This is a genomic window from Marinomonas sp. CT5 (assembly GCF_018336975.1).
GTDB lineage: Bacteria > Pseudomonadota > Gammaproteobacteria > Pseudomonadales > Marinomonadaceae > Marinomonas.
In genome coordinates this window covers 2,198,384-2,219,608 of sequence record NZ_CP025572.1, presented here as the reverse complement: position 1 = coordinate 2,219,608, position 21,225 = coordinate 2,198,384, and the positions used below count along the sequence as shown (strand labels likewise).

General features: G+C 40.1%; 22 protein-coding genes. 10 read left to right on the top strand and 12 right to left on the bottom strand.

From position 1 onward, the window contains the following. Positions 1-108 precede the first annotated feature (108 nt). Complete coding sequence (locus tag C0J08_RS10350; protein WP_212656050.1) at positions 109-1,734, top strand: alpha-amylase family glycosyl hydrolase; 1,626 nt, start codon at positions 109-111, stop codon at positions 1,732-1,734. Between the two features lie 64 nt (positions 1,735-1,798). On the opposite strand, the gene C0J08_RS10345 is transcribed toward C0J08_RS10350, so the two are convergent. Both C0J08_RS10345 and C0J08_RS10340 read right to left on the bottom strand, forming a co-directional pair. After that, entirely contained in the window at positions 1,799-2,860 is a 1,062-nt protein-coding gene (locus tag C0J08_RS10345; RefSeq protein ID WP_212656049.1) for an AI-2E family transporter, read from the bottom strand. A gap of 13 nt (positions 2,861-2,873) precedes the next feature. Beyond that, positions 2,874-3,119 carry a sulfurtransferase TusA family protein gene (locus C0J08_RS10340; RefSeq protein ID WP_212656048.1) on the bottom strand — a complete coding sequence of 82 codons (246 nt, stop codon included), beginning with the start codon at positions 3,117-3,119 and terminating at the stop codon, positions 2,874-2,876. A gap of 33 nt (positions 3,120-3,152) precedes the next feature. Between C0J08_RS10340 and C0J08_RS10335 the strand changes: the two genes are divergently transcribed. Further along, positions 3,153-4,574, top strand: coding sequence for a M48 family metallopeptidase (locus tag C0J08_RS10335; protein WP_212656047.1), 1,422 nt, complete (start codon positions 3,153-3,155; stop codon positions 4,572-4,574). Positions 4,575-4,628: 54 nt separating this feature from the next. Here the strand turns inward: C0J08_RS10335 and C0J08_RS10330 are convergent, their stop codons facing one another. Continuing rightward, on the bottom strand, positions 4,629-4,901 hold the full coding sequence (locus C0J08_RS10330; RefSeq protein WP_212656046.1) for a hypothetical protein: 273 nt from the start codon (positions 4,899-4,901) through the stop codon (positions 4,629-4,631). A 53-nt stretch (positions 4,902-4,954) separates the two neighbouring features. After that, positions 4,955-5,227 carry a hypothetical protein gene (locus C0J08_RS10325; RefSeq protein ID WP_212656045.1) on the bottom strand — a complete coding sequence of 91 codons (273 nt, stop codon included), beginning with the start codon at positions 5,225-5,227 and terminating at the stop codon, positions 4,955-4,957. A gap of 333 nt (positions 5,228-5,560) precedes the next feature. Here C0J08_RS10325 and C0J08_RS10320 point away from each other — a divergent pair, with 333 nt between their 5' ends. Further along, on the top strand, positions 5,561-6,808 hold the full coding sequence (locus C0J08_RS10320; RefSeq protein WP_212656044.1) for a tyrosine-type recombinase/integrase: 1,248 nt from the start codon (positions 5,561-5,563) through the stop codon (positions 6,806-6,808). Positions 6,809-6,831: 23 nt separating this feature from the next. Here the strand turns inward: C0J08_RS10320 and C0J08_RS10315 are convergent, their stop codons facing one another. Genes C0J08_RS10315 through moaC form a run of 3 tightly spaced genes read right to left on the bottom strand, consistent with a single transcriptional unit; the run spans position 6,832 to position 8,011 of the window. Then, positions 6,832-7,281 (bottom strand): molybdenum cofactor biosynthesis protein MoaE, encoded by a 450-nt coding sequence (locus C0J08_RS10315; RefSeq protein ID WP_212656043.1) that lies wholly within the window; start codon positions 7,279-7,281, stop codon positions 6,832-6,834. Next, positions 7,282-7,536 (bottom strand): MoaD/ThiS family protein, encoded by a 255-nt coding sequence (locus C0J08_RS10310; protein WP_212656042.1) that lies wholly within the window; start codon positions 7,534-7,536, stop codon positions 7,282-7,284. Beyond that, complete coding sequence (moaC, locus tag C0J08_RS10305) at positions 7,529-8,011, bottom strand: cyclic pyranopterin monophosphate synthase MoaC (RefSeq protein ID WP_212656041.1); 483 nt, start codon at positions 8,009-8,011, stop codon at positions 7,529-7,531. The genes C0J08_RS10310 and moaC overlap by 8 nt, the downstream gene beginning before the upstream one ends. Positions 8,012-8,173: 162 nt before the next feature. Between moaC and C0J08_RS10300 the strand changes: the two genes are divergently transcribed. The 3 genes from C0J08_RS10300 to trmJ are packed head-to-tail and all read left to right on the top strand — an operon-like array spanning position 8,174 to position 12,877. After that, complete coding sequence (locus C0J08_RS10300; RefSeq protein ID WP_212656040.1) at positions 8,174-10,684, top strand: EAL domain-containing protein; 2,511 nt, start codon at positions 8,174-8,176, stop codon at positions 10,682-10,684. A gap of 49 nt (positions 10,685-10,733) precedes the next feature. After that, on the top strand, positions 10,734-12,038 hold the full coding sequence (locus C0J08_RS10295) for a J domain-containing protein (RefSeq protein WP_212656039.1): 1,305 nt from the start codon (positions 10,734-10,736) through the stop codon (positions 12,036-12,038). 53 nt (positions 12,039-12,091) lie between these two features. Continuing rightward, positions 12,092-12,877, top strand: a complete 786-nt coding sequence (gene trmJ / locus C0J08_RS10290) for a tRNA (cytosine(32)/uridine(32)-2'-O)-methyltransferase TrmJ (RefSeq protein ID WP_212656038.1) — start codon at positions 12,092-12,094, stop codon at positions 12,875-12,877. Positions 12,878-12,939: 62 nt separating this feature from the next. Here trmJ and C0J08_RS10285 read toward each other — a convergent pair whose 3' ends face one another. The 3 genes from C0J08_RS10285 to C0J08_RS10275 form a co-directional block, all read right to left on the bottom strand. Continuing rightward, positions 12,940-14,829: a methyl-accepting chemotaxis protein gene (locus C0J08_RS10285; RefSeq protein WP_212656037.1), complete on the bottom strand. Its 1,890-nt coding sequence runs from the start codon at positions 14,827-14,829 to the stop codon at positions 12,940-12,942. Between the two features lie 264 nt (positions 14,830-15,093). Beyond that, complete coding sequence (gene efpL, locus C0J08_RS10280; RefSeq protein WP_212656036.1) at positions 15,094-15,666, bottom strand: elongation factor P-like protein EfpL; 573 nt, start codon at positions 15,664-15,666, stop codon at positions 15,094-15,096. 161 nt (positions 15,667-15,827) lie between these two features. Next, positions 15,828-16,982 (bottom strand): M14 family metallopeptidase, encoded by a 1,155-nt coding sequence (locus C0J08_RS10275; RefSeq protein ID WP_212656035.1) that lies wholly within the window; start codon positions 16,980-16,982, stop codon positions 15,828-15,830. A gap of 37 nt (positions 16,983-17,019) precedes the next feature. Here C0J08_RS10275 and C0J08_RS10270 point away from each other — a divergent pair, with 37 nt between their 5' ends. From C0J08_RS10270 to C0J08_RS10260, 3 genes are all read left to right on the top strand, one after another. Beyond that, positions 17,020-17,535 (top strand): hypothetical protein, encoded by a 516-nt coding sequence (locus C0J08_RS10270; RefSeq protein WP_212656034.1) that lies wholly within the window; start codon positions 17,020-17,022, stop codon positions 17,533-17,535. Positions 17,536-17,636: 101 nt separating this feature from the next. Next, entirely contained in the window at positions 17,637-18,122 is a 486-nt protein-coding gene (locus tag C0J08_RS10265; RefSeq protein ID WP_212656033.1) for a putative 4-hydroxy-4-methyl-2-oxoglutarate aldolase, read from the top strand. Between the two features lie 325 nt (positions 18,123-18,447). Continuing rightward, a complete protein-coding gene (locus C0J08_RS10260) occupies positions 18,448-19,506 on the top strand; it encodes a 2,3-butanediol dehydrogenase (protein WP_212656032.1) in 1,059 nt (352 codons plus the stop codon). Between the two features lie 51 nt (positions 19,507-19,557). Here the strand turns inward: C0J08_RS10260 and C0J08_RS10255 are convergent, their stop codons facing one another. Then, the gene (locus C0J08_RS10255) at positions 19,558-20,169 is read right to left on the bottom strand and encodes a MarC family protein (protein ID WP_212656031.1); all 612 of its coding nucleotides are present in this window, start codon (positions 20,167-20,169) and stop codon (positions 19,558-19,560) included. A 147-nt stretch (positions 20,170-20,316) separates the two neighbouring features. Continuing rightward, positions 20,317-20,781 carry a GNAT family N-acetyltransferase gene (locus C0J08_RS10250; RefSeq protein WP_212656030.1) on the bottom strand — a complete coding sequence of 155 codons (465 nt, stop codon included), beginning with the start codon at positions 20,779-20,781 and terminating at the stop codon, positions 20,317-20,319. Positions 20,782-20,967: 186 nt separating this feature from the next. Between C0J08_RS10250 and C0J08_RS10245 the strand changes: the two genes are divergently transcribed. After that, the coding region (locus tag C0J08_RS10245) for a helix-turn-helix domain-containing protein (protein WP_212652675.1) at positions 20,968-21,225 on the top strand (258 nt) is incomplete at its 3' end.

Here is a 21,225-nt window from a genome sequence, read left to right as displayed (position 1 = left end):
AATGTTGAAAAAAAGCACGACAGATAATAACGTAAAACCACTATAGTTTTATTTAATCCTATTCCTATTGAAATTAAAAAAACGTCTTACTTTAGCGCGAGGATAATCATGACAAAGCATCAAGAATGGTGGCGTGGCGCCGTAATTTATCAGGTTTATCCCCGTAGTTTTTTTGACTCTAATGGTGATGGTATTGGCGATCTTCCAGGCATTACCGCTAAGATGAGTTATATCGCGTCACTGGGAGTTGACGCTATTTGGCTGTCGCCGTTTTTCACCTCTCCAATGAAAGACTTTGGTTACGATGTTTCCGACTACTGTGACGTTGATCCTATTTTTGGATCTCTTGCTGATTTTGATGAACTGATTACTTCTGCTCATCATCACGGTCTTAAAGTGATGATTGATCAAGTGCTTAACCATAGTTCAGATCAACATCCTTGGTTTGTTGAATCTCGCAGCAGCCACGATAACGAAAAAGCAGATTGGTATGTTTGGGCAGATGCAAAACCCGATGGAACAGTACCTAATAATTGGTTATCTGTTTTTGGTGGCCCTGCTTGGCATTGGGACAGTCGTCGCAAACAATATTACCTTCACAACTTTTTGGACAGCCAACCCGATTTAAACTTTCACAACCCAGACGTTATTGATGCGTTACTTGAAACGGTAGAGTTTTGGCTTAAGCGTGGTGTCGATGGATTCCGATTAGATACGGCAAACTATTATTACCACGATTTAGAACTTCGAAATAACCCTCCCAAAGAAGAAGTCGTTGAAGGAAGTATTGGGGTACGCCTCGATAACCCTTACGCCTACCAACTGCATATCTATGACAAATCTAGACCTGAGAACATCGGGTTCCTCCAACGTTTGCGCAGTTTGCTTGATCAATACCCCAATACCACAACCGTCGGAGAAGTGGGTTGCGATTTTGCATTAGAAACGATGGCCGCCTACACACAAGGCAAAGATAAGCTACATATGTGCTACTCCTTCGACTTGCTCACTCATGATGCATCCATGACGCATATCCGAAATACAATGGAAACCATCGAGGCAGGATTAGGCGATGGTTGGCCATGCTGGTCGATTGGAAACCATGATGTAGAACGTGTCGCGACACGCTGGGGAAATAATCATGATTCCATTGCGAAAAGCAAAGTCTATATGGCAATGCTTTTAACCTTACGAGGCAGTGTTTGCTTATATCAAGGAGAAGAACTTGGCTTACCCGAAGCGGAGTTAGAATTTAATCAATTGGTCGACCCTTTTGGTATCGCCTTTTGGCCAGAATTTAAAGGTCGAGATGGATGTAGAACGCCCCTTCCATGGAAAAACGACGAGCTAGGTGGATTTACCCAATCAAACCAGCCTTGGCTACCTATTGCGGAAAGCCAGCGGGCTCTCGCTGTAGAAGAGCAAGAAGGTAACCGACACTCGGTCTTACACGCTTACCGTGACTTCCTTCATGTTCGACGCAACCATCCGGAATTACATCACGGCGACATCAAATTTGTTTATAACGATGAAACAACGCTAACGTTCATACGCAGCTATAACGATAGTCAGCTGTTTGTGGCCATCAACACGGCAGGCCAAGATGTCATTTTACCCATCGAATATAACCTTTCAGTATTCACTTTACCTGAAGGTATAAACAGCGGCTACATGGATGGCAATACAGCGGTACTTCCCCCTTTCAGCATTTTACTCGCATCCATTCAACCATAGACCCACCTACAAAAAGGCCCGTTCTTAATCATGATAAGAACGGGCCTTTACCGATATAAAATGTCTAGGACGATAATTGCTCTTGGCTTGGCCAAGCATTAATGATGGCTTTGACCAAGGTTGCTAAAGGAATGGCAAAAAATATTCCCCAGAACCCCCATATTCCCCCAAAAAACAGAACCGCAACAATAATCGCTAATGGATGAAGGTTTACCGCTTCTGAAAACAACAAAGGCACCAACACGTTGCCATCCAATGCTTGCACAATGAGATAAGCCACAACCACGTAGATAAATTCATTCTGAGTGCCATATTGATAAAAAGCCACCAAGACAACGGGAATAGTGACGGCCGCGGCACCGATATAAGGAATTAAAACAGACAACCCCACTAACAATGCCAATAATTCAGCATACTTCAGACCAAATATCAAAAAGACGATATAGGTCACCACGCCAACCACTATCATTTCAATAAACTTACCACGAATGTAATTGGCAATTTGATCATTCATCTCATGAGCAATATTACGCATCATTTTTCTTTCTTTCGGAAGCCAAGATGTCAAATAACCCAATATTTTATCTTGATCCTTCAATAAGAAAAAAATGACTAAAGGGACTAAAACCAAATAAATGACGACAGAGAATAATGAAGGGATACTCGATAATGAAAAGGAGACCAACCATTGACCAAGATTTGTGGACTCATTCGCCAATGAATTGGTTATTTCATCTATCGCCGCTTGACTAACTAACTCACTGTGACCTTCCGCGAACTGCTGAACCTCATCTCGAATAACAACAAACATACGAGGTGCATCTTGCACTAACTTAACAGCTTGGCGCCAAATAATAGGCACCATCACCCCAATAAAAACACCACACGCCGATAAAAAGCTGAAAAACACAATAAAAACAGAAGTGACATGACCAAGACCAAAACGCTGTAACCGGTCCACTAATCCCTGTAGAAGAAATGCCAAAACAATGGCAATCAAAATAGGCGCTAAAATACCTCCCCAAAAGGCTAAAACACACATAGTTGCAATCAGCAACAGAAGGAAAACCACCACTTCTTCATTGGAAAAATATCGCTTAATTAGCGTATCAACAATCTTAAACATATCGCATCCATTTTTAATTTTTCTGAATCACAAAGGTATAGACATCATTATCATCATCAACCGATAACAGGGTAGAACCCACCAAATTTATATATTGAGGTATATCCTTTAGTGAACCTGCGTCTGTGGCTTTAACACATAAACAATCCCCTACAGACATTTTGCTTAATGCCACTTTTGTTTTAAGTAATGGCATCGGACAACGATCTTCTCTTGCATCTAAGATTGCGTCATACTGATTACCTAGATTGATCATCATTTTTTAATTTCCAAAGAATTCATTAGCCGTATTATGAGACTATTTTCAACCGTTACAACACGTCTTTCTATCTTCATATTTGTTTTTGCGAGCATTTTTTCCAACATTAGCAATGCAGGTATCCCAGACTTAGAAGCAAACAAAGACGAGAGATCACTATCAAATCCCTCCTATATTCTGGGTCAATATTGGTTTAGGAAGCTGAATGGAAGCCGCGCACTCATCGACTTCCCCCCCGCCTATGATTACTTAAAAGAAGCCCTATCTAAAATTTTGCCACAGACAGATTTGTATAATACTACGATTGAGATGACACTTTTAAACAGCTCCAAAAGCAACGCTTTTGTCATCCCCGGCAATCATCTTTTTATATACTCCGACATCATGGAAATAATTACCAGCGAAGACATGCTATTTGGATTGTTAGCACATGAAACGGCTCACTTAGACCTAAGACACTATGAACGTCAATCAAAACACTCCGGAGAAGAACTACAAAAAACATTAGTAATGCTAGGCGCAGGCTTAGCCGCAGCACTCTCTGGAGCAAGTACAGATGCCACCACAGCCCTTTGGCTAGGAGGCATCGCCAACCAAGCAGAAAACACACTGACTTATAGTCGCAACCAAGAACAAGAAGCAGATCGGCGAGGTCGCCAATATTTATCCGATGCAGGAATTGCGCCGCAAGGCATGAGTAAACTTTTCCAAGCATTTTTTAAACAAGCACTGGGGAGGCCAAAACTTGAATTCCTATCAACTCACCCATTACCAGACTCTAGGCTATCTGACTCATTTAACACCGACACTAAAGAAACTATCTTACGCAACACCCAAAACAGTGATTTTGATTTTTTTCGAGCAAGTTTGTTGGCTTATAGAGCTGGCATTGAAGACAAACCGCTCGCCTATTTAGACCAAAACATTATAAATGCAGACGCTAAAAACTTTGCAAAAGCCCTTTTTTCTTATCTTGTGCAATCCCCAGCGCGAGCTATCAGCTTTTTAGGTAAACTCAAGAAACATAACCAATTCACCGATTATCTTGAAGCACTGAGTTACGCGGCACTAGGAAAAACAAATGAAGCACTTAATATTATTCATACCGAGCTAGAGCTCAACCCTAAGAACATCATTTTCTCCATGTTAAATGCACAGTTAACTCAATCCAAACCCATTACCGTATATTCAAATTATTTATATGAAAAGCGATTAGTTTGGCGCGCCAATATCCAATATTATCAATCAAGAAACAACATCCCTATGGCTTTAAATTATCGAGCATTATTAGACTTTAGTCAGGGCAAAGACAAAACAGCGCAGTATCTCATTATCCGTGCAGAACGTGATGCAAAAGAAAATGAAAAAAACACAATTAAAGACACGGCCAATTATTTTGAAATGATAAAACAGGCAGAAAAACAAGAAGACTTAGAAGAAGACAATATTAATTAGATAAAAGAAAGGCCAAACAAAGTGTTTGGCCTTTTCTTATTATAACGACAAGTGCTATTCAGCAGATGGTGTGTGCAAAGCATCAAATTGAGCCTGCAATTCAGCGTGTTTCTCTTTGTATGCGCCCAATTTCTGATTATAGGTATAATCACCTTTCAAATTGACGCTCGTATCAACATCTGCTCCCATATTTTCAAGAGTGACACCTAAGGCTTCAACACTACCTCGGGCACTTTGTAAACGCTCAGAAGCGGTTTCCGCAAAAGCAGAAGTTGTCATAACAGAAGCGGCTAATAAAGCTAAAGCAGTTTTAGTAAAAGTATTCATAACATTCTCCTTAATTGTAATATTAAATAATGCACTTACTTTATTTAAATATATTATTCAGAAATTTGGTTGTGTAGTTGATTAAATTGCTGTTGTAGCTCAGCATGTTTTTCTGAATAAATCGCTGTTTTTTGACCATAACTATAAGCGCCATTCAGATTTACACTAGTATCAACATTTGCTCCCATGTTCTCTAAAGTAACGCCTAAAGCTTCAACACTACCGCGAGCACTTTGAAGACGTTCAGAAGGTGTTTCTGCAAAAGCAGAAGTCGCCATTACAGAAGCAGTTAATAAAGACAAAGTAGTTTTAGTGATAGTTTTCATATTTATCTCCTTATAGAGAGTCATCATTAATATTTAAAAACAGAGCTGTGCTTTGCTTCGATGTGTTTATAGTAGTCCTTTAAATTAAATAAAAAAGTATCTAACTGGTGATTTCACCTTTGTTTCAAATACGTACCAATAAGCGCAAGATGGCACCAAAATCACACTAAAAAGGCAAAAGTAAAAAAATTAAGATAGAAAAGGATTGGATTAAGGAATAACAATACAAAACATGCCTTTTTCAACAGAACGCATGTTAACCATGAAGGACAAAACAATAGGGATAGATTTAAAAATTTGCTAATATGCACCAATTCATTGGATATAAAGATTATGACACCACTTGCTTTAATAGATAACTTAGAACATTTGCCTAATCCGTTTACTCAATTCGAGAGTATTGCAACTCACTTAGAGGCAACCACACCACAACTTAGAACAAGCGAGTACCGTCGGGACTTACAACTAGCACTCTGCTTTATCTATAGCTACAACGGTTCTCAGGCAACATTCAATTCTTATCGTCGAGAAGTTGAACGTTTATTACTATGGTCGTGGAACATAGCACACTGCCCAACGACTGATTTACGAAGAGATCAGATAGAAGAATTTATTCATTTTTGCATAACGCCACCAGAAAACTGGATAGGTACCAAAAACGTCGCAAGGTTTAAATGGCATATGGGGCAAAGAAATGCCAATAAAGAATGGCGCCCTTTTGTTGCTCATGTCAGCAAATTAGAGTTCAAAAATGGTGATGTGCCTGTCGCCAAGCAACATTCTTTATCCCAATCTGCAATAAGAGCCACCTTCTCAATTTTATCGTCTTACTATGGCTTTTTAATGCAGGAAGATGCGGCACAACAAAACCCCGTAGCGCTCATTCGACAAAAGAGTAAATTTGTAAAAAAAGAAGTCACACGCAAACAAGTAAGACGCATCTCGAATTTACAGTGGGATTATGTCATTGAAACTGCCGAGCAACTGGCTGAAGACGACCCAGTACAACATGAACGTACTCTTTTCATTATGAATGCACTGCTAGGTATGTATCTACGAATTTCAGAACTTGTTGCTGATGAAAGGTCTGCACCTGTTATGGGGGATTTTATTAAAGATTCTGATGGTCATTGGTGGTTTAAAGTACTTTCTAAAGGTAACAAAGAACGTCTTGTTGCTGTCTCTGACGATATGCTCAATGCCTTGAAGCGCTATAGAAAATTCCGCGACTTACCACTGTTACCAACCATTGCAGAGAATACTCCCCTCGTCCCCAAAAACCGTGGCCAAGGTGCGATGACAAGTTCTAGGCAAGTCCGCAACATAGTGCAATTATGTTTTGATCAAGCCTATAAACGTATGTGTGAAGATGGTATGCAAGCAGATGCTGACGACCTTCGTGTCGCAACCGTTCACTGGTTACGCCATACTGGAATATCAGAAGACGTAAAAACACGGCCAAAGGAGCATGTTAGAGAGGACGCAGGACATGCCAGTATGGCCACCACTGACAAATATATTGACACAGAATATCGTGAACGTCATGCAAGCGGTCGTAAGAAAACGCTTAGACCGCACTGATCAACGAATGAGAATTTTTTTAATTACTTCTTCCAACGATCAAGGCTCTTTAAATCTTCTGCATTGGCTTCTACCCAATGACTCTGTGAGCCTTGAGACTCTTTTTTCCAAAAAGCCGCGCGGCTTTTTAAATAATCCATAATAAAGTCACAAGCTTGAAAGGCCTCCGCTCGGTGTGCAGCACTTACACCAACAAACACAATTTGGTCGTCAACCTTTAGTTTCCCGACTCGGTGGACCACGCATACATCCAATAAAGGCCAGCGAGTATTCGCTTCATTAACAATTGCCTGCAAATTGCGCTCCGTCATTCCAGGATAATGTTCCAACTCAAAGCTACACTCTTCTTTTGATAAGTCGGCAAATTGACGCACCAAACCAACAAAGATAGCCACAGCGCCCGTCGTGTTGGCTTTCAATAAGCCTTTATACAAATCCTCTACTTGAAAATCTTCCTGCTGAATTTTAATCATTTAACCTCCTGTTACTGGCGGAAAAAAAGCCACTTCGGTAACCTCATCCGTCAAAACATCAGCGTCTCTTGCAAATTCATAGTTAACCGAAGATTGGATATTTTTCTCAAGCAAAGCTTGCCCATTATCCAACTCCGCAGCCAACTTTTGTTTTAACTGTGCAATAGTTGAAGGCAGTGTCAAATCAATAACATATTCGTTAATCCCTATTACATCTTTCAGCGAAGCAAAAAAAACCACTTTAATACTAGGCATTCCCTTGACTCCAATCTCCACTTTTACCACCTGTCTTTTCTAACAAAGAGACCTTATTGATAACAATCCCTTTATCAACCGCTTTGCACATATCATAAAGAGTCAACGCTGCAACACTTGCCCCTGTTAAGGCTTCCATTTCCACTCCAGTTTTACCAGCCAATGCACAAGTACATAAGACTTCTAATTCACAATCGCTTATCACTGTAATATCAATGGAGACCTTGGTTAGCATTAAAGGGTGGCATAACGGAATCAGATCTGAAGTCTTTTTAGCAGCCTGAATTCCAGCAATTCTCGCTGTCGCCAAAACATCTCCCTTAGGTAAGCCACCTTCAATAATCTTTGTTAATGTCGTTGGTTGCATTAACAAAATTGCCTGTGCCGTCGCACTGCGTTTCGTCAAAGCCTTATCAGAAACATCGACCATGTGGGCATGACCCTGATGATCCAAGTGTGTCAATTTATCACTCATAAAAAACCTTAAGATTATACATAGATCGAAAATGTCGCCTATATTTTAAGAAGCCCAGCACTATTACAAGCACAGTCTGCTAAGACACTGCCGTAATGTCATGATGAGATGACTATATAGGAATCATACTACTTATTAAATTATCAATTAGGGATAGCAAAAATGGTATTCAAGTGGCTCTGTTTTTTCTTTCTTCTTACAACACCATTGTGGGCAAACAACGCATTCATATCTGAGAATAAGATTAATACATACTCTCACTTTCCCATTCCGACTTTTAAAGAGACACATTCTATTTCAGCTCAAGAAGCCCTTCATTCCGATAAATTTCAAAAAGAAATGTATGATGAATCCCAAGGCTTCTCACAAAACGCCTATTGGCATAAATTACAGTTTTCAAAGAATTTAACACCTAACTCAGAGAGAATACTTTACCTCGGCTTGAATTATTATGTTATCGAACACCTTGATTTCTATTTATTTCACGGTGATCAGCTACAAAATAGCTGGACAAGGGGCGCATTAGATAATTGGAACGAAACCAGCAATTACAAGGGTATTTGGATACCACTCCCTCTATCCAATCAGCAAGAAACAACGCTATTGGTTCGTAAACAAGGCAATAGCCCTCTTCTTACTCCTTTTGAGCTGTTTGACAAAAACATCGCGGAACAAGAGCAGCTCCAAAATCAACTGCTCTGGACATTTATCATCAGCAGCCTATCGATTCTCCTTGCTCACAATATCATTATTTTTATTCTACTTAGACAACCAGGTTCCCTTTATTATCTAAACTTAAACATCGTCGTCATTGTTGCTCTTTCTATCATCACAGGCTTCAGCCGTTGGACTTTTTCTGAAGAGTTAAGCCAGTGGTTGGTGGAAAACATTTTTTCCATATTTGGGATCGGCGCTTGGCTGCTGTTTCGTTTTAGCCTACATTTTCTTAAAGAAATTGGAGTCCCTTCACCGGATTCATTGATCAGAAAATATGGTGATGGAATTTTCATTGTCTTTTTTGCCTGCACTCAAATCCTATCAGTAAAAACATCAGCTCTGCTGTTTGCATCACTAGAAATTTTTATGTTTGTCATCTGTATTTACTGGGGAATTGCAGCCTATCTAAAAGGTTTTATTGCAGCCCGTTTCTATTTGATTTCTTGGGTTATTTTAATCGTTGGCAGCATTCTTAATACGCTTATATTCTGGAGAATTTTACCTATTAACGTCATGACTCAAGCCATCTTCCCCATCGCTTGTTTATTACAATTATTTTGTTTCTCTTTTGCACTTTCTGATAAAGCAAAACAAATCGAACGCGCCAGAAAAATGGAAGCGATGACAGACTCCTCAACAGGGCTACCAAATCGCGCCTATTTCTTCGAGAAAATTCCAAAAGTACTAATAGAAGCGGAGGTCAAACAAGAAAAGCTTGCACTCATTATGATAGATATCAGTAACTACCAATCGTTAAGTCAGGCTTTTGGCCCTGCCAAAGCGGATAAATCCATCTACGAAGCCATTAATGCAATCCATACTAAAGTTGCAACAATGCCTGAAATGATGTCGTTTCCGCTCCCCAATAAAACATCCAAAAAAATCATTCGCACAACAACAAAAACCATCGTGTTGTTTAGTAAGGCCCCGAGCCAGTTCAAAGAGCAAATTCAATATATTCAAATCGCTCTAAACAACCCAGACCTAATCAGTAAAACCCATTTCCGTCATCAATATAAAATTGGTAGTGCTCTCTACCCTACTCAAGGCCATCATTTAGATAAACTTTATCAAAATGCATTAATCGCCAGCCAATCCGTAAAATATTCATCTGGCAATTGGGCTCCTTTTACAAACAATCTAAAAAGCAATCATGCTCAACAAATTGAGCTAATAACACTCTTAACGAATGACTTACAACACAACAAGCTCTACTTTGAAATACAACCACAGATCGAGCTAATCAGTCGAAAAATAATAGGTGGTGAAGTATTAATTCGCTGGAAAAATGAGTCGCTTGGACAAGTATCACCAGGTGAATTCATTCCTCTGGCAGAACAAACAGGCTTAATCTATCAACTCACCAATATGATGCTAAAAAAAGTGTTTCTTTGGGCTTCTAAACACGCTCAAACACTATCCCAGAAAAGCTTATCAATAAATATTTCAGCTCAAGACTTACTTCAAGAGCACTTTGCTTCTATGGTTATTGAACAACTTAATAGTCATCAATTACATGCCAATCAGTTCACTATAGAAATTACAGAAACCAGTGTTTTTCAAAACAGCGATACAGTTCATCATAACGTCAAACAACTTCATCAAGCGGGATTTAAATTAGCGATTGATGATTTTGGCGTTGGTTATAGCTCAATGCAAAACCTTATCGCACTTGAAACCGACGAATTAAAAATAGATCAGTTCTTTGTCATGAAGCTAATTAACGACCTACCCAGTCAGCTTTTATGCCGAAATATGATTGATCTTAGTGAGTCTCTTGGCATCATCAGTGTTGCCGAAGGTATTGAGTCCGAAGAAATATTAACCTTATTAACCAAGTGGGGATGCAAAGTAGGTCAAGGCTACCATCTTTTTCGGCCCATGCCAGCAGAGCAATTTCTTAAACTCATACTCGACAGTGATCCACCTTTGTCACCGCCAGTAAATCGTGCATAATGCACTATTACTTTTCTTATCCTTAAACACGGTTAGTAGCTAACAACGCATGAGCCTAATAGACGACTATCAATTGCTGGAAATTCCAACAAATGCCAGCGAGCAGGAAGCAAAAACCGCGTTTAGACGTTTGGCAAGGCGCTACCATCCAGATAAAAATCCACAAACAGACACCACTGAGCTATTCCAACAGCTTCAAGCCGCTTATGAAAATGTCATTAATGCCATTCGACAAGGCGCACAAGTAAGCGACTGGAAGCCTTTTACTTTTACCAAAGAAAATACCCAAAGCTCTAGTGCCAAAAATCGTTACAGAAACTTTTCGACGGCTACTGATAAAGAACAAGAAGCCTATGTAAAAGAACGACAGCGTGCATATGAAGAAATGAAGCGTAACAACGCTCACCATGAAAAAACCCGCAACGACGCCATTAACGCAGCAAGAAACACTCTCAACGAAAAACGTATTAAAGCCCTTTACGAGGAAGCTTTTAAAGCCTCAAAAAATTTCACATCTCAAGGTTACAGTTATTCAGACGACCAATATCAAGAAAAAACAGATATTCCACCTTACCAATCATTTGTGGATGATGAAGAAGAGTTCACCCAATCAACACAGTCATTTTATGAAGAGCCTGTTAGCCAACCGATTCGTCTAGACGCAGCAAAAGCCGCTTTTCGTGTGGCTACTTATATAGCGTGCTTTGCGGCGGGGATATACAGCACCCTGTATTGGCAATCATCAAAACAGGAAACTGTCTCAGAGCAAAAAGCTACCACGTACGTAAGAGGTTTATACCCACAGTTTCGTTATGGCATAAGCTACACAATAAAAGACACTCCCCTTTATGCCGAACCGGATTTATCAAGTGCGTTATTGCGAACCATCCCTGCAAAATCAGATATACAAAGCATTAAATTACAAGGAGACTGGCTCACAATACGATTTAAAGGGATTAACGGCTGGGTACAAGCCAAAGATATAGGCTTTGGAAGCGTATCGCAGGCAATTCAAACTGGATGTTTTGGCCAACCAGGCATTGCGCCTCAGCATGGTCAGTTAATTGGTGAAGCAGATGGAGCCAGTCGTTTACGAATTCTAAATCAATTACCAGAGCACAGTATGCTGACCTTTCAGTCTTACGATGGAAAGCCGCCTTTTTCTATTTATTTATATGGAAAACAAGCTTACGCCGCAAATTACATTCCAAGAGGACGCTATAGGTTGGTGTTAGAGACAGGTTCCCTGTATCATCACGCCTGCAATCAATTCCTCTTTAATGACACAACTAAAGTCATCTTAGATAACGTTGATTTTGGCAGTACAGAACAATCTCTGACGCTAAAACCATAATCTGACATTAAAAAAACACTAAAAGACAAATAACCCTGAGTATTTCAAGACCCATGCTAAGTAACATCCGAATTGTACTGATCAACACTTTTCACCCTGGTAACGTTGGTGCCATTGCCCGAGCCATGAAGAACATGGGATTAACCAATCTTTATCTGGTTGATCCAAATGACTATCCGTCAGATGAAGCCACCAGCCGTGCCGCTGGTGCCGTTGATCTACTTGAAAATGCTACCATCGTTTCTACCTTGGAAGACGCCATCGCAGATTGCAGTCTTGTGATTGGAACAAGTGCACGTCATCGTACTTTTCAACTTCCTATTATGAATGCGCGAGAATGTGCTGAAAGCGTTATTCCAGAAGCCGTCAATCATAATGTAGCGATTGTTTTTGGACGAGAAACAACAGGGTTATTAAACGATGAGATAGCTCAATGCCATCGTCAAGTGTATATCGATGCGAATGATGAGTATCCCGTTTTAAATATTTCACAAGCGGTTCAAATTGTTGCTTACGAAATTTGGATGGCTAACCAAAACAAAGCAAGTTACAAAAAAGAAACACCAGAATATCCCCATAAAAAAGACATGGACCTTTTCTACAACCACCTGGAAGAAACCCTATACGGTATCAACTTCATTATCCGTAATCATCCAGGCAAGGTATTAGACAAGCTGCATAGATTCTTCAATCGTTCTCGCCCAGAGAAACAAGAGTTAGGGATTTTACGTGGTGTGCTTGCCGCCGTTCAACGAGAAGCAGGACTGACTGAAGCCAACAACCATCCAGAGAAGAAAGCCAAAGCGAACATGAATGAATCTAAAAAAGATTCCCTATAGAAAGCCAATACAAAATCCAAAAAAATGCAGCCACATGGCTGCATTTTTTCTAGCTTAAACACTTACAATTTAAATTTCTGAACTTGTTCACGTAATGACTCAGCCAGCTTCTTCAGGTTATGAGCTTGCTCTAAGCCATGATCCATTTCTTCTTGTAATTCAGAAGATACATCACGTATGGCTTGAGTGTTACGAGCAATTTCCGCGGTAACACTGGTTTGCTCTTCCGCTGCCGTTGCGATCTGAGCCGTCATATTATCAATCGTATCAATCGCGTTTGCGATCTCAGCAAAACTATCACCCGACTTCTCTGTGTCACTCACACTCGTACTGGCCAATGTATGACATAGATCCATCACTTTCACCGCTTTAGATGTAGTGGTTTGAAGCATATTGATCATAGAAGAGATCTCTTCAGTTGAAGTGTGTGTTCGTTGAGACAACACTCGAACTTCATCCGCCACAACCGCAAAGCCACGCCCTTGTTCACCCGCTCGCGCCGCTTCAATCGCGGCGTTTAACGCCAATAAATTTGTTTGTTCAGCTATATCACTAATCGTGGATACAATGGTGTTTATTTTATCGCCCTGTTGGCTTAACTCAGTAATGACCTGACTAGCAAGCGATACTTCTTGTGCAAGCTGATTAATAGAAGTCAAACTGGTGTTGGCTAGGTTCTGACCTGTGGCGCTAATTGTCACAGTTTCATTAGCTCGCTGCGCCGTTTGCTCAGCATTCCCCGCAATTTCTTGTGTGGCCGTGGTCATCTCTTCGACAGCCGCCGCAACTGAGACAATTTCATTTTGTTGAATATTAAGGCGTTTGGTACTTTGCTCTACCGAAGAAGCGCTTATCTTAGACTGATCTGAAAGCACATTACTCAGTCCATCAATACTTTTGATGATGTCTCGAAGCTTGAGCACAAAGTTATTGAAGTTCTGCGCTAACTTGCCAACCTCATCTTTACTCTTAGTTTCAATTTTAACCGTTAAATCACCATGTCCTTGCGCAATATCTTCCAAAGCATTAGAGACCAATACAAGATCAGCCAATAGGAAACGAATTAATAAGCCTAGAACAATGATAGATAAAACAATTAAGACAATCGCTGTAGCAATTTGATAGGTAATTAAATCAGAGATAGGCGCCATCAGTACTTTCTTATTACCCAATGAAACCAAAGACCAATTGGTTCCCTGAATTCTCACCGAAGACATCATGTACTCTGTATTCTTAACCGATACATCAACAATACTTTCCGATGCCACATTTTGATTAATGGCTTCTAAGGTAATGTTCGAGTCTAAATTAGATAAAAGTTTATTATTATAACTTTCGTCTGGGTAAGAAATAATTTCACCTGAATCGGATACGACGAAAGCATAGCCACTACCAGGAATTTTTAAACTAGAAACAACATCATTCACACCAGAAAGTGAAACATTGCCTGATACTACGCCTTTAACTTGACCATTAACGATAACTTGATCAGAAATAGAAAATATAAGGGACTTAGAACTTGAACCCATAAAAGGTTGGGAAATAGTCGCGCCACCTTTTTCTTGTGATGCTATATACCAATCTCGGACTCTAGGATCATAACCTGCTTTTGTATTTTTACCATTGGTTCGGTATGCATCACCATTATCCACGCCATACAAGACACTAATTAGGTCTCCCGCTGTATGCGCTTGATTAAGAGCCTGAACAATATAGTCATCATTGTTTGGATGCGCTTCCACGGCCTCTTTCAAAGAAGAAACCACCCTTTGTTTACTTTTTATCCAAGCACTTACTCTACTTGCTCCACTTTCACCATAACTGTTCATCGTATGTTCTAAATCATTCAGAACTTGTTTATGCATAGAAAGCGTTGATATTACAGAAATAATACAAGCTGCGAGGATGAGTATTGAACAACTGGCGAATATAAGCTTGCGATGTAATGACATTTTAACCTCTTAATAATTTTTACAATTTTTTTAACAGCAACATCCTTAGCACCTGCTTAATTTCCTTTTTTATTTTTCATCTATGCCAGCATAGAAACTCAGAAAACTATTACACTATAATGACAAAAGAATAATAATTTCATTTTGAAAAAATGACTTTAATCTAATCTTAGACCTTATCTATACCCCTAAACTGATATAAAAAAACGCAGTAAATAACTGCGTTTTTTATTATGGCATCTAAAGTCAAATAATGCCTATTTATTATTTATCTGCTCGTCCAGCAAACTTTCTTTCCTCAACATTAACCTTAATACGGTCACCCGTAGAAATATGTTCAGGCACTTGAATGACAGCGCCTGTAGACAGCTTAGCTGGCTTATTACGAGAAGTTGCTGAAGCACCTTTAATGGAAGGGTCTGTTTCAACCACCTCTAGTTCAACGTTTGTCGGCAATTCAATAACAACAGGAACATCATCAACCAAAACCACTTGAATACCCGCCGTAGCTTCATTCATAAACAAAATTTCGTCTTCAATGGCGCTCTTATTCAAGCTATAAGGGGTATAATCTTCGTTATCCATGAAAACATATTCATCACCATCAGAATATGAAAACATCACTGGACGACGAATCAGATCAGCAAGGTCAATCATGTCTGAATCTTTGAATGTCTCATCCAATTTACGCCCTGTAACCACATCGTACATACGCATACGATAAAGGCTGCCACCAGCACGGCCCTGAGGAACAGAGCGCTCAATATCTTTTACTATGTATGTTTTATTGTCATAACTAATAGCAATATTTTTTTTAATCTCACTTGCCTTAGGCATTTTTCTTCGTCCTAAAATCACGTTCTATAAAATAAAAATGGGTATTAAATTCATTGCAATTTTGAAAGCAAGATCCTAATCGAGTTTGCCAATATTCGCTAGATAATAAATCACCATTTTTACCAGCAAATAAAGCAAAAGCATTAAAGCGTCGACGACACTCAATCCTCGGCTTTCATTTGAGCGCTCATAATCACCTGATGAATGGGGTACAAAACATCAGCGCCTAAAATTTTGGCGCGCTCTGGTGACCAACCAACCATATCGTCTGGTAGGTTTTTATTATCTTTGAATGGCATTTCTAAGGTAAAAGACAAACATTTGTAGGTTTCGCCTACCCATTTGGTCGCAACCGTTAAATTCGCTTCGCCAAATTGATCTGGGGTATAACCAATTTCTGTCTGAAAATCTGGACTAACTGCCGTAAAGACATCTTTAAACAAGGTTTCCATTGCTTCCATTCGAGCATCAAAAGACGGAACACCTTGGCAACCGTCAACAAAGTTAACTGGCAAGGCTTCATCTCCGTGAATATCCAAGAAAAGGTCCACACCGGTTTCCGCCATTTTATTTTGCACTGCCAATACTTCTGGACTGAATTCTGCCGTTGGATTCTTCCACTCTCGGTTCAAGTTTACGCCTTTTGAATTCACTCGCAAATTCCCATGAACCGCACCGTCTGGATTCATATTTGGCACAACATAGAAGCGACAGTGCTTTAGAAGAGAGCGAGCGATGGGGTGAGATTCGTCAAATAAACGCTCAAGCAAACCTTCAACAAACCATTCCGCCATCGTTTCACCAGGGTGTTGACGCGCAATGATCCAAATGTTTTTGGCTAAGCCTTGAGTCTTACTGATTTCCAATAAAGTGATATCACGACCTTCCGCCGTTTCCCCTAAATGATCAGTAATACAGTCTTCATTACTGGCCGCCCAAGCCATCATGTCTGAATGACGTTCATAACTATAAGGGGCAAAATACGCGTAATACACGCTATCTTGTTCAGGCTGATGCGTTATCACAAGTTTGCCATCGACATATTCTGTAGGAACACGAAACCAGTATTCTCGATCATAAGAGGCTACCGCTTGGTAATCGACCCAACCATCTGGGTAAGCCGCGTCACTGGCATTGTCAAACTGGATGACACATTGCTCACCCATTCCACCCTGTAATCGAAAATAAAACCACTGCAAAAATTTAGAGTTTGTATCATTAGGGATCTTTACTCTAATATTGTCCGGCTCCGAAGCATTAATAACGGAGATGTTACCGCCATCAAACGCACTACTGATCTTGATTCGGCTGGTCATTTATTCTTCCTTAACAATCAAACATTGGTTCTAAATTATGGCAAGTTTACCTATATTCATGACGGCTGTCGCCAACTCTTCCGACGAGCCAGCCTTTCCATTACTTTTCACATGGTCTACACACGAAGCACAAGTCAAAGAAGTCTTGGTGACCCCTGATGATGAATGGCTAGAAAACCATCAAATCGAGCCTAACGCACTCGACTTAGACGAGCAACAGCTCTACCAATTCGGTTATGAAGCCAGTGATATCTTAGCCGAGTGGATTAATGAATTTGATACAGATGTCATCTATGCGCTTGAACCAGAGCCCCTCAGCCTTCTTATAGAAGCCACTTATGACATTAAAGGCTTAGAGCCGAGCTTTGAAGTACAAAGCATTCACTCTTGGTTTCAAGAGCGAGATGTGAATTTGGATGAAGCCGTTGCCGAACAAGGCCAGACCTCACCTTTGCACTTATTACCACCAGATGAACTCATCGTTCTGCTGTTACAAACGGCCGTAGAACACAGCCTCATCGATCAAAATGACATTCCAGCGATAGAAGACTAATCACATCAATGAATACTGAATATGCAATCCTGAAACTGGCTTTTTAACTTTTACCTACTTAAAGTCAAAAATACATTTTTTGACTTTAAGTAGGTGCCAAGATGAAAGATCTCCTGCCCGATCTATGCGACCTTTATCCAGACAAATTACAAATTGCTGAGCCTATTTTCACCTCTTACGGCAAACGAACGCACTTTTATGGCGAAGTTGTTTCCGTCTATTGCTTTGAGGACAACAGCCGTGTTCGCGAATTAGTCGCTCAGAATGGCAAAGGTAAAGTCATGGTTATTGATGGCGGCGGCAGTAAAAGAAGAGCCTTACTTGGCGATATGCTGGCAGAAAAAGCAGCAAACAATGGCTGGGAAGGATTTGTTATCAATGGAGCCATCCGAGATATTGCCGCCCAATCACAATTAAACATCGGCATTCATGCACTATGCCCTCACCCTATGCCAACCGAAAAACGCGGTTTAGGAGATTTAGGAAAAACACTAAGTTTCGCGGGAATCACCATCGCTGATGGCGATTACATTTATTGTGATCTAAACGGTATTGCTGTTTCCAAACAGCCATTAGCCCTTCCTTAATGAAGGGCTCATTATTTATAAAGCAAGAAACCTTCTCTACTTTTAACATCACCACAGTTATAAAAACCAATCTCTAAACGGGCTTCTTCCAAAATCCTTTTTTAAACAATCACCAACAATAATATATAGAACATACCTCTCCTTCCTGAATCAAAAGAAAGCATGCTTAATCAACACCGTGATATTAAACCAGTAATGCTCTTACTCAAATTAATTGATAATTGTCAGTAATAGGTGTGATTTTTCTCATTCGCTTTGACTTAGATAGGTACGCTTAGTAGCTTGACTTAGTCATTTTTTAAAAATCAAACACAAGGAAAATTAAATGAAAGCTGCTCGTTTTTACGATAAAGGTGACATCCGTATAGAGGACATTCCTGAGCCTAGTGTTGAGCCAGGTACAGTAGGTATTGATGTTGCTTGGTGTGGTATTTGTGGCACAGATCTACATGAATTCATGGAAGGGCCTATTTTTATTCCACCTTGCGGCCACCCACACCCTATTTCAGGAGAGTCAGCCCCTGTCACCATGGGACATGAATTCTCGGGGGTTGTTTACGCTGTAGGAGAAGGCGTGGAAGATATTAAAGTCGGTCAGCATGTTGTCGTTGAACCTTACATTATTGCTGATGACGTACCAACCGGACCAGGTGAAAATTATCACCTGTCTAAAAATATGAACTTTATTGGGCTTGGAGGATGTGGCGGTGGCCTATCCGAAAAAATCGCTGTAAAACGCCGTTGGGTCCACCCTATTGCCAATACAATTCCTTTGGATCAAGCGGCCTTGATAGAGCCATTGGCTGTTGGCTACCATGCATTTGTTCGCAGCGGAGCAAAAACAGGAGATATTGCACTCGTTGGCGGCGGCGGTCCTATTGGTTTACTGTTGTCTGCTGTACTAAAAGCAAAAGGAATTACTGTCATTCTGACTGAGCTAAGTGCTAAGCGAAAAGAAAAAGCACATGATACAGGTGTAGCAGATTACATTTTGGATCCAACCGAAGTGAACGTCACCGATGAAGTAATGAAAATTACAGAGGGCCGCGGTGTAGATATTGCCTTCGAATGTACCAGTAACAACAAGGTATTGGATACATTAGTGGAGAGTACAAAAGCGACAGGCGCAATTGTAATAGTCTCTATTTGGAGTCACCCGGCAACAATGAACGTTCATAGTGTAGTCATGAAAGAACTAGATATTCGTGGCACTATTGCTTATGTAAATAACCATGAAGAAACCATTAAATTGGTAGAAGAAGGCAAAGTGAATTTAGAGCCTTTTATTACTCAGAGAATAGAATTAGATGACTTGATTTCTCAGGGCTTTGATACACTAATTCATAATAATGAATCCGCTGTAAAAATCATTGTTCGTCCATAAAACACTTAGGATGGTATTGAATTACCTCAAATACCATCCTTTCTAGAAAACTTACAATGCAGCCAACGTATGAGTAAATAAGCTACGAACGCCGTTTACTAACATTTGAACTGACATCATTAAAAGTAACATGCCCATCAAACGCTCTAAGGCAGCTAAGCCCTTCTCTCGCAACACGCGATTAAGTAAAGGTGCCATGGCTAAAATCATGACAGAAATAGCCCATGCTGCACCGACCGAGATAAGAAGATTTTGCTGATCATTTGGGTAACTCTTAACCATCACCAATAAAGTCGCCAAAGTGGATGGCCCTGCTAACATAGGGATAGAAATTGGCACAATAAAAGGCTCCACCACTGGACCAGCCTCTTTTGTATAGGCTGAAGGGAAGATCATCTTCAACGCGATGACAAACAACACCACACCACCAGCAATCGAAATAGACTCGGTTTCCAAATGCAACAGTGCCAAAAATTCAGCACCGAAAAATAGAAAACTCACCAAAATAACTAAACCAATCAAACCATCACGTACGACGATTTGATATTGACGCTTCTGTGCAACGCCCTTCATCACAGACAATAAGATAGGAATATTGCCAAACGGGTCGATAACAAACAAAAATAATAACGTGGCAGATAAAATAGAAAACTCGGCGTTCATCAGGTCGGATACTCAGATTAATCTTACAGAAATTTTAAAGCGCGTAGTCTACCGAATAAATAGAGCGGGAGTAAAATTAAACATCTCAATATTTCTGCAAACAATCTAAATACAGAAGGAAACCAACGTTTCCTCCATTATTGAACTCTAAAGCCACTTTTCCATCTCGAAATTAATCAAAGCTTCTCCACGAACCTTAACATTTTGTTCACTTACTACTCGAAAGCCAAAACGTTCGAAAAAAGGTTTCGCAGTAAGACTCACATGAGAATAAATACGAGCAATATTCCTTTCGATAGCTAATGACACAATATGACTCATTAACCGTCTCCCCACACCTTTACCCTGATACTGATGATGACAAAAGAAGTGATCAATTAATCCATCAGATTGTAAATCACAATACCCTACAATTATATTGTCCAGCTCCGCCACGAATGGCTTAATTTCATCCATCTTTCTTTCCCAAACAGACATATCAAACGATTCAGGAGCCCAAGCTTGAACCTGAGCAAGGGAATAATCTTGAGTATTCACTGTACGAACGGTATTAAAAAAAATATCCCACAGGACAATAGAATCTACCTGTTCATATCGTCTTACCTTAATCAAAACACCTCCTAAGACTCACAATGCATACTGAACAATCTAATCAACAAGAAAGCTAATCGGATACTCTATTTTAGCGAACATTACCGCAAACTCGAAAAATAAAAAAAGGCCTTGTCATTATTGCACAAAGCCTTTTTAACTCATTTTGTCCCGTCCTGAAATAGGTTTACACCTAGGAGACCTATTATGGGGACATCAAGTAATACCAAGCGCAAGCGTACTCAACGTGACTACACAATGGGCTTTAAATTACAGATAGTGATGGCCGTCGAAAAAGGCGACATGACTTATAAGCAAGCTCAAAAAATCTATGGAATCCAAGGGCGATCAACGGTGCTGACTTGGCTTCGAAAACACGGCAAAATGGATTGGTCTACCAAAGTGAGGCTACCCATGTCTAAATCCCCGAAAGCCAAAGAGACACCTGCTCAAACAATCAAAAGA

Coding starts and splice junctions, on each gene's coding strand:
- C0J08_RS10330 (WP_212656046.1), bottom strand. CDS start 4,901: ATGAATACTTTTACTAAAACTGCTTTAGCTTTATTAGCCGCTTCTGTT.
- C0J08_RS10275 (WP_212656035.1), bottom strand. CDS start 16,982: ATGACCAGCCGAATCAAGATCAGTAGTGCGTTTGATGGCGGTAACATC.
- C0J08_RS10335 (WP_212656047.1), top strand. CDS start 3,153: ATGAGACTATTTTCAACCGTTACAACACGTCTTTCTATCTTCATATTT.
- C0J08_RS10265 (WP_212656033.1), top strand. CDS start 17,637: ATGAAAGATCTCCTGCCCGATCTATGCGACCTTTATCCAGACAAATTA.
- C0J08_RS10300 (WP_212656040.1), top strand. CDS start 8,174: ATGGTATTCAAGTGGCTCTGTTTTTTCTTTCTTCTTACAACACCATTG.
- C0J08_RS10285 (WP_212656037.1), bottom strand. CDS start 14,829: ATGTCATTACATCGCAAGCTTATATTCGCCAGTTGTTCAATACTCATC.
- C0J08_RS10260 (WP_212656032.1), top strand. CDS start 18,448: ATGAAAGCTGCTCGTTTTTACGATAAAGGTGACATCCGTATAGAGGAC.
- C0J08_RS10345 (WP_212656049.1), bottom strand. CDS start 2,860: ATGTTTAAGATTGTTGATACGCTAATTAAGCGATATTTTTCCAATGAA.
- efpL (WP_212656036.1), bottom strand. CDS start 15,666: ATGCCTAAGGCAAGTGAGATTAAAAAAAATATTGCTATTAGTTATGAC.
- C0J08_RS10310 (WP_212656042.1), bottom strand. CDS start 7,536: ATGCCTAGTATTAAAGTGGTTTTTTTTGCTTCGCTGAAAGATGTAATA.
- C0J08_RS10350 (WP_212656050.1), top strand. CDS start 109: ATGACAAAGCATCAAGAATGGTGGCGTGGCGCCGTAATTTATCAGGTT.
- C0J08_RS10320 (WP_212656044.1), top strand. CDS start 5,561: ATGACACCACTTGCTTTAATAGATAACTTAGAACATTTGCCTAATCCG.
- moaC (WP_212656041.1), bottom strand. CDS start 8,011: ATGAGTGATAAATTGACACACTTGGATCATCAGGGTCATGCCCACATG.
- C0J08_RS10340 (WP_212656048.1), bottom strand. CDS start 3,119: ATGATGATCAATCTAGGTAATCAGTATGACGCAATCTTAGATGCAAGA.
- C0J08_RS10325 (WP_212656045.1), bottom strand. CDS start 5,227: ATGAAAACTATCACTAAAACTACTTTGTCTTTATTAACTGCTTCTGTA.
- C0J08_RS10295 (WP_212656039.1), top strand. CDS start 10,734: ATGAGCCTAATAGACGACTATCAATTGCTGGAAATTCCAACAAATGCC.
- C0J08_RS10270 (WP_212656034.1), top strand. CDS start 17,020: ATGGCAAGTTTACCTATATTCATGACGGCTGTCGCCAACTCTTCCGAC.
- trmJ (WP_212656038.1), top strand. CDS start 12,092: ATGCTAAGTAACATCCGAATTGTACTGATCAACACTTTTCACCCTGGT.
- C0J08_RS10315 (WP_212656043.1), bottom strand. CDS start 7,281: ATGATTAAAATTCAGCAGGAAGATTTTCAAGTAGAGGATTTGTATAAA.
- C0J08_RS10255 (WP_212656031.1), bottom strand. CDS start 20,169: ATGAACGCCGAGTTTTCTATTTTATCTGCCACGTTATTATTTTTGTTT.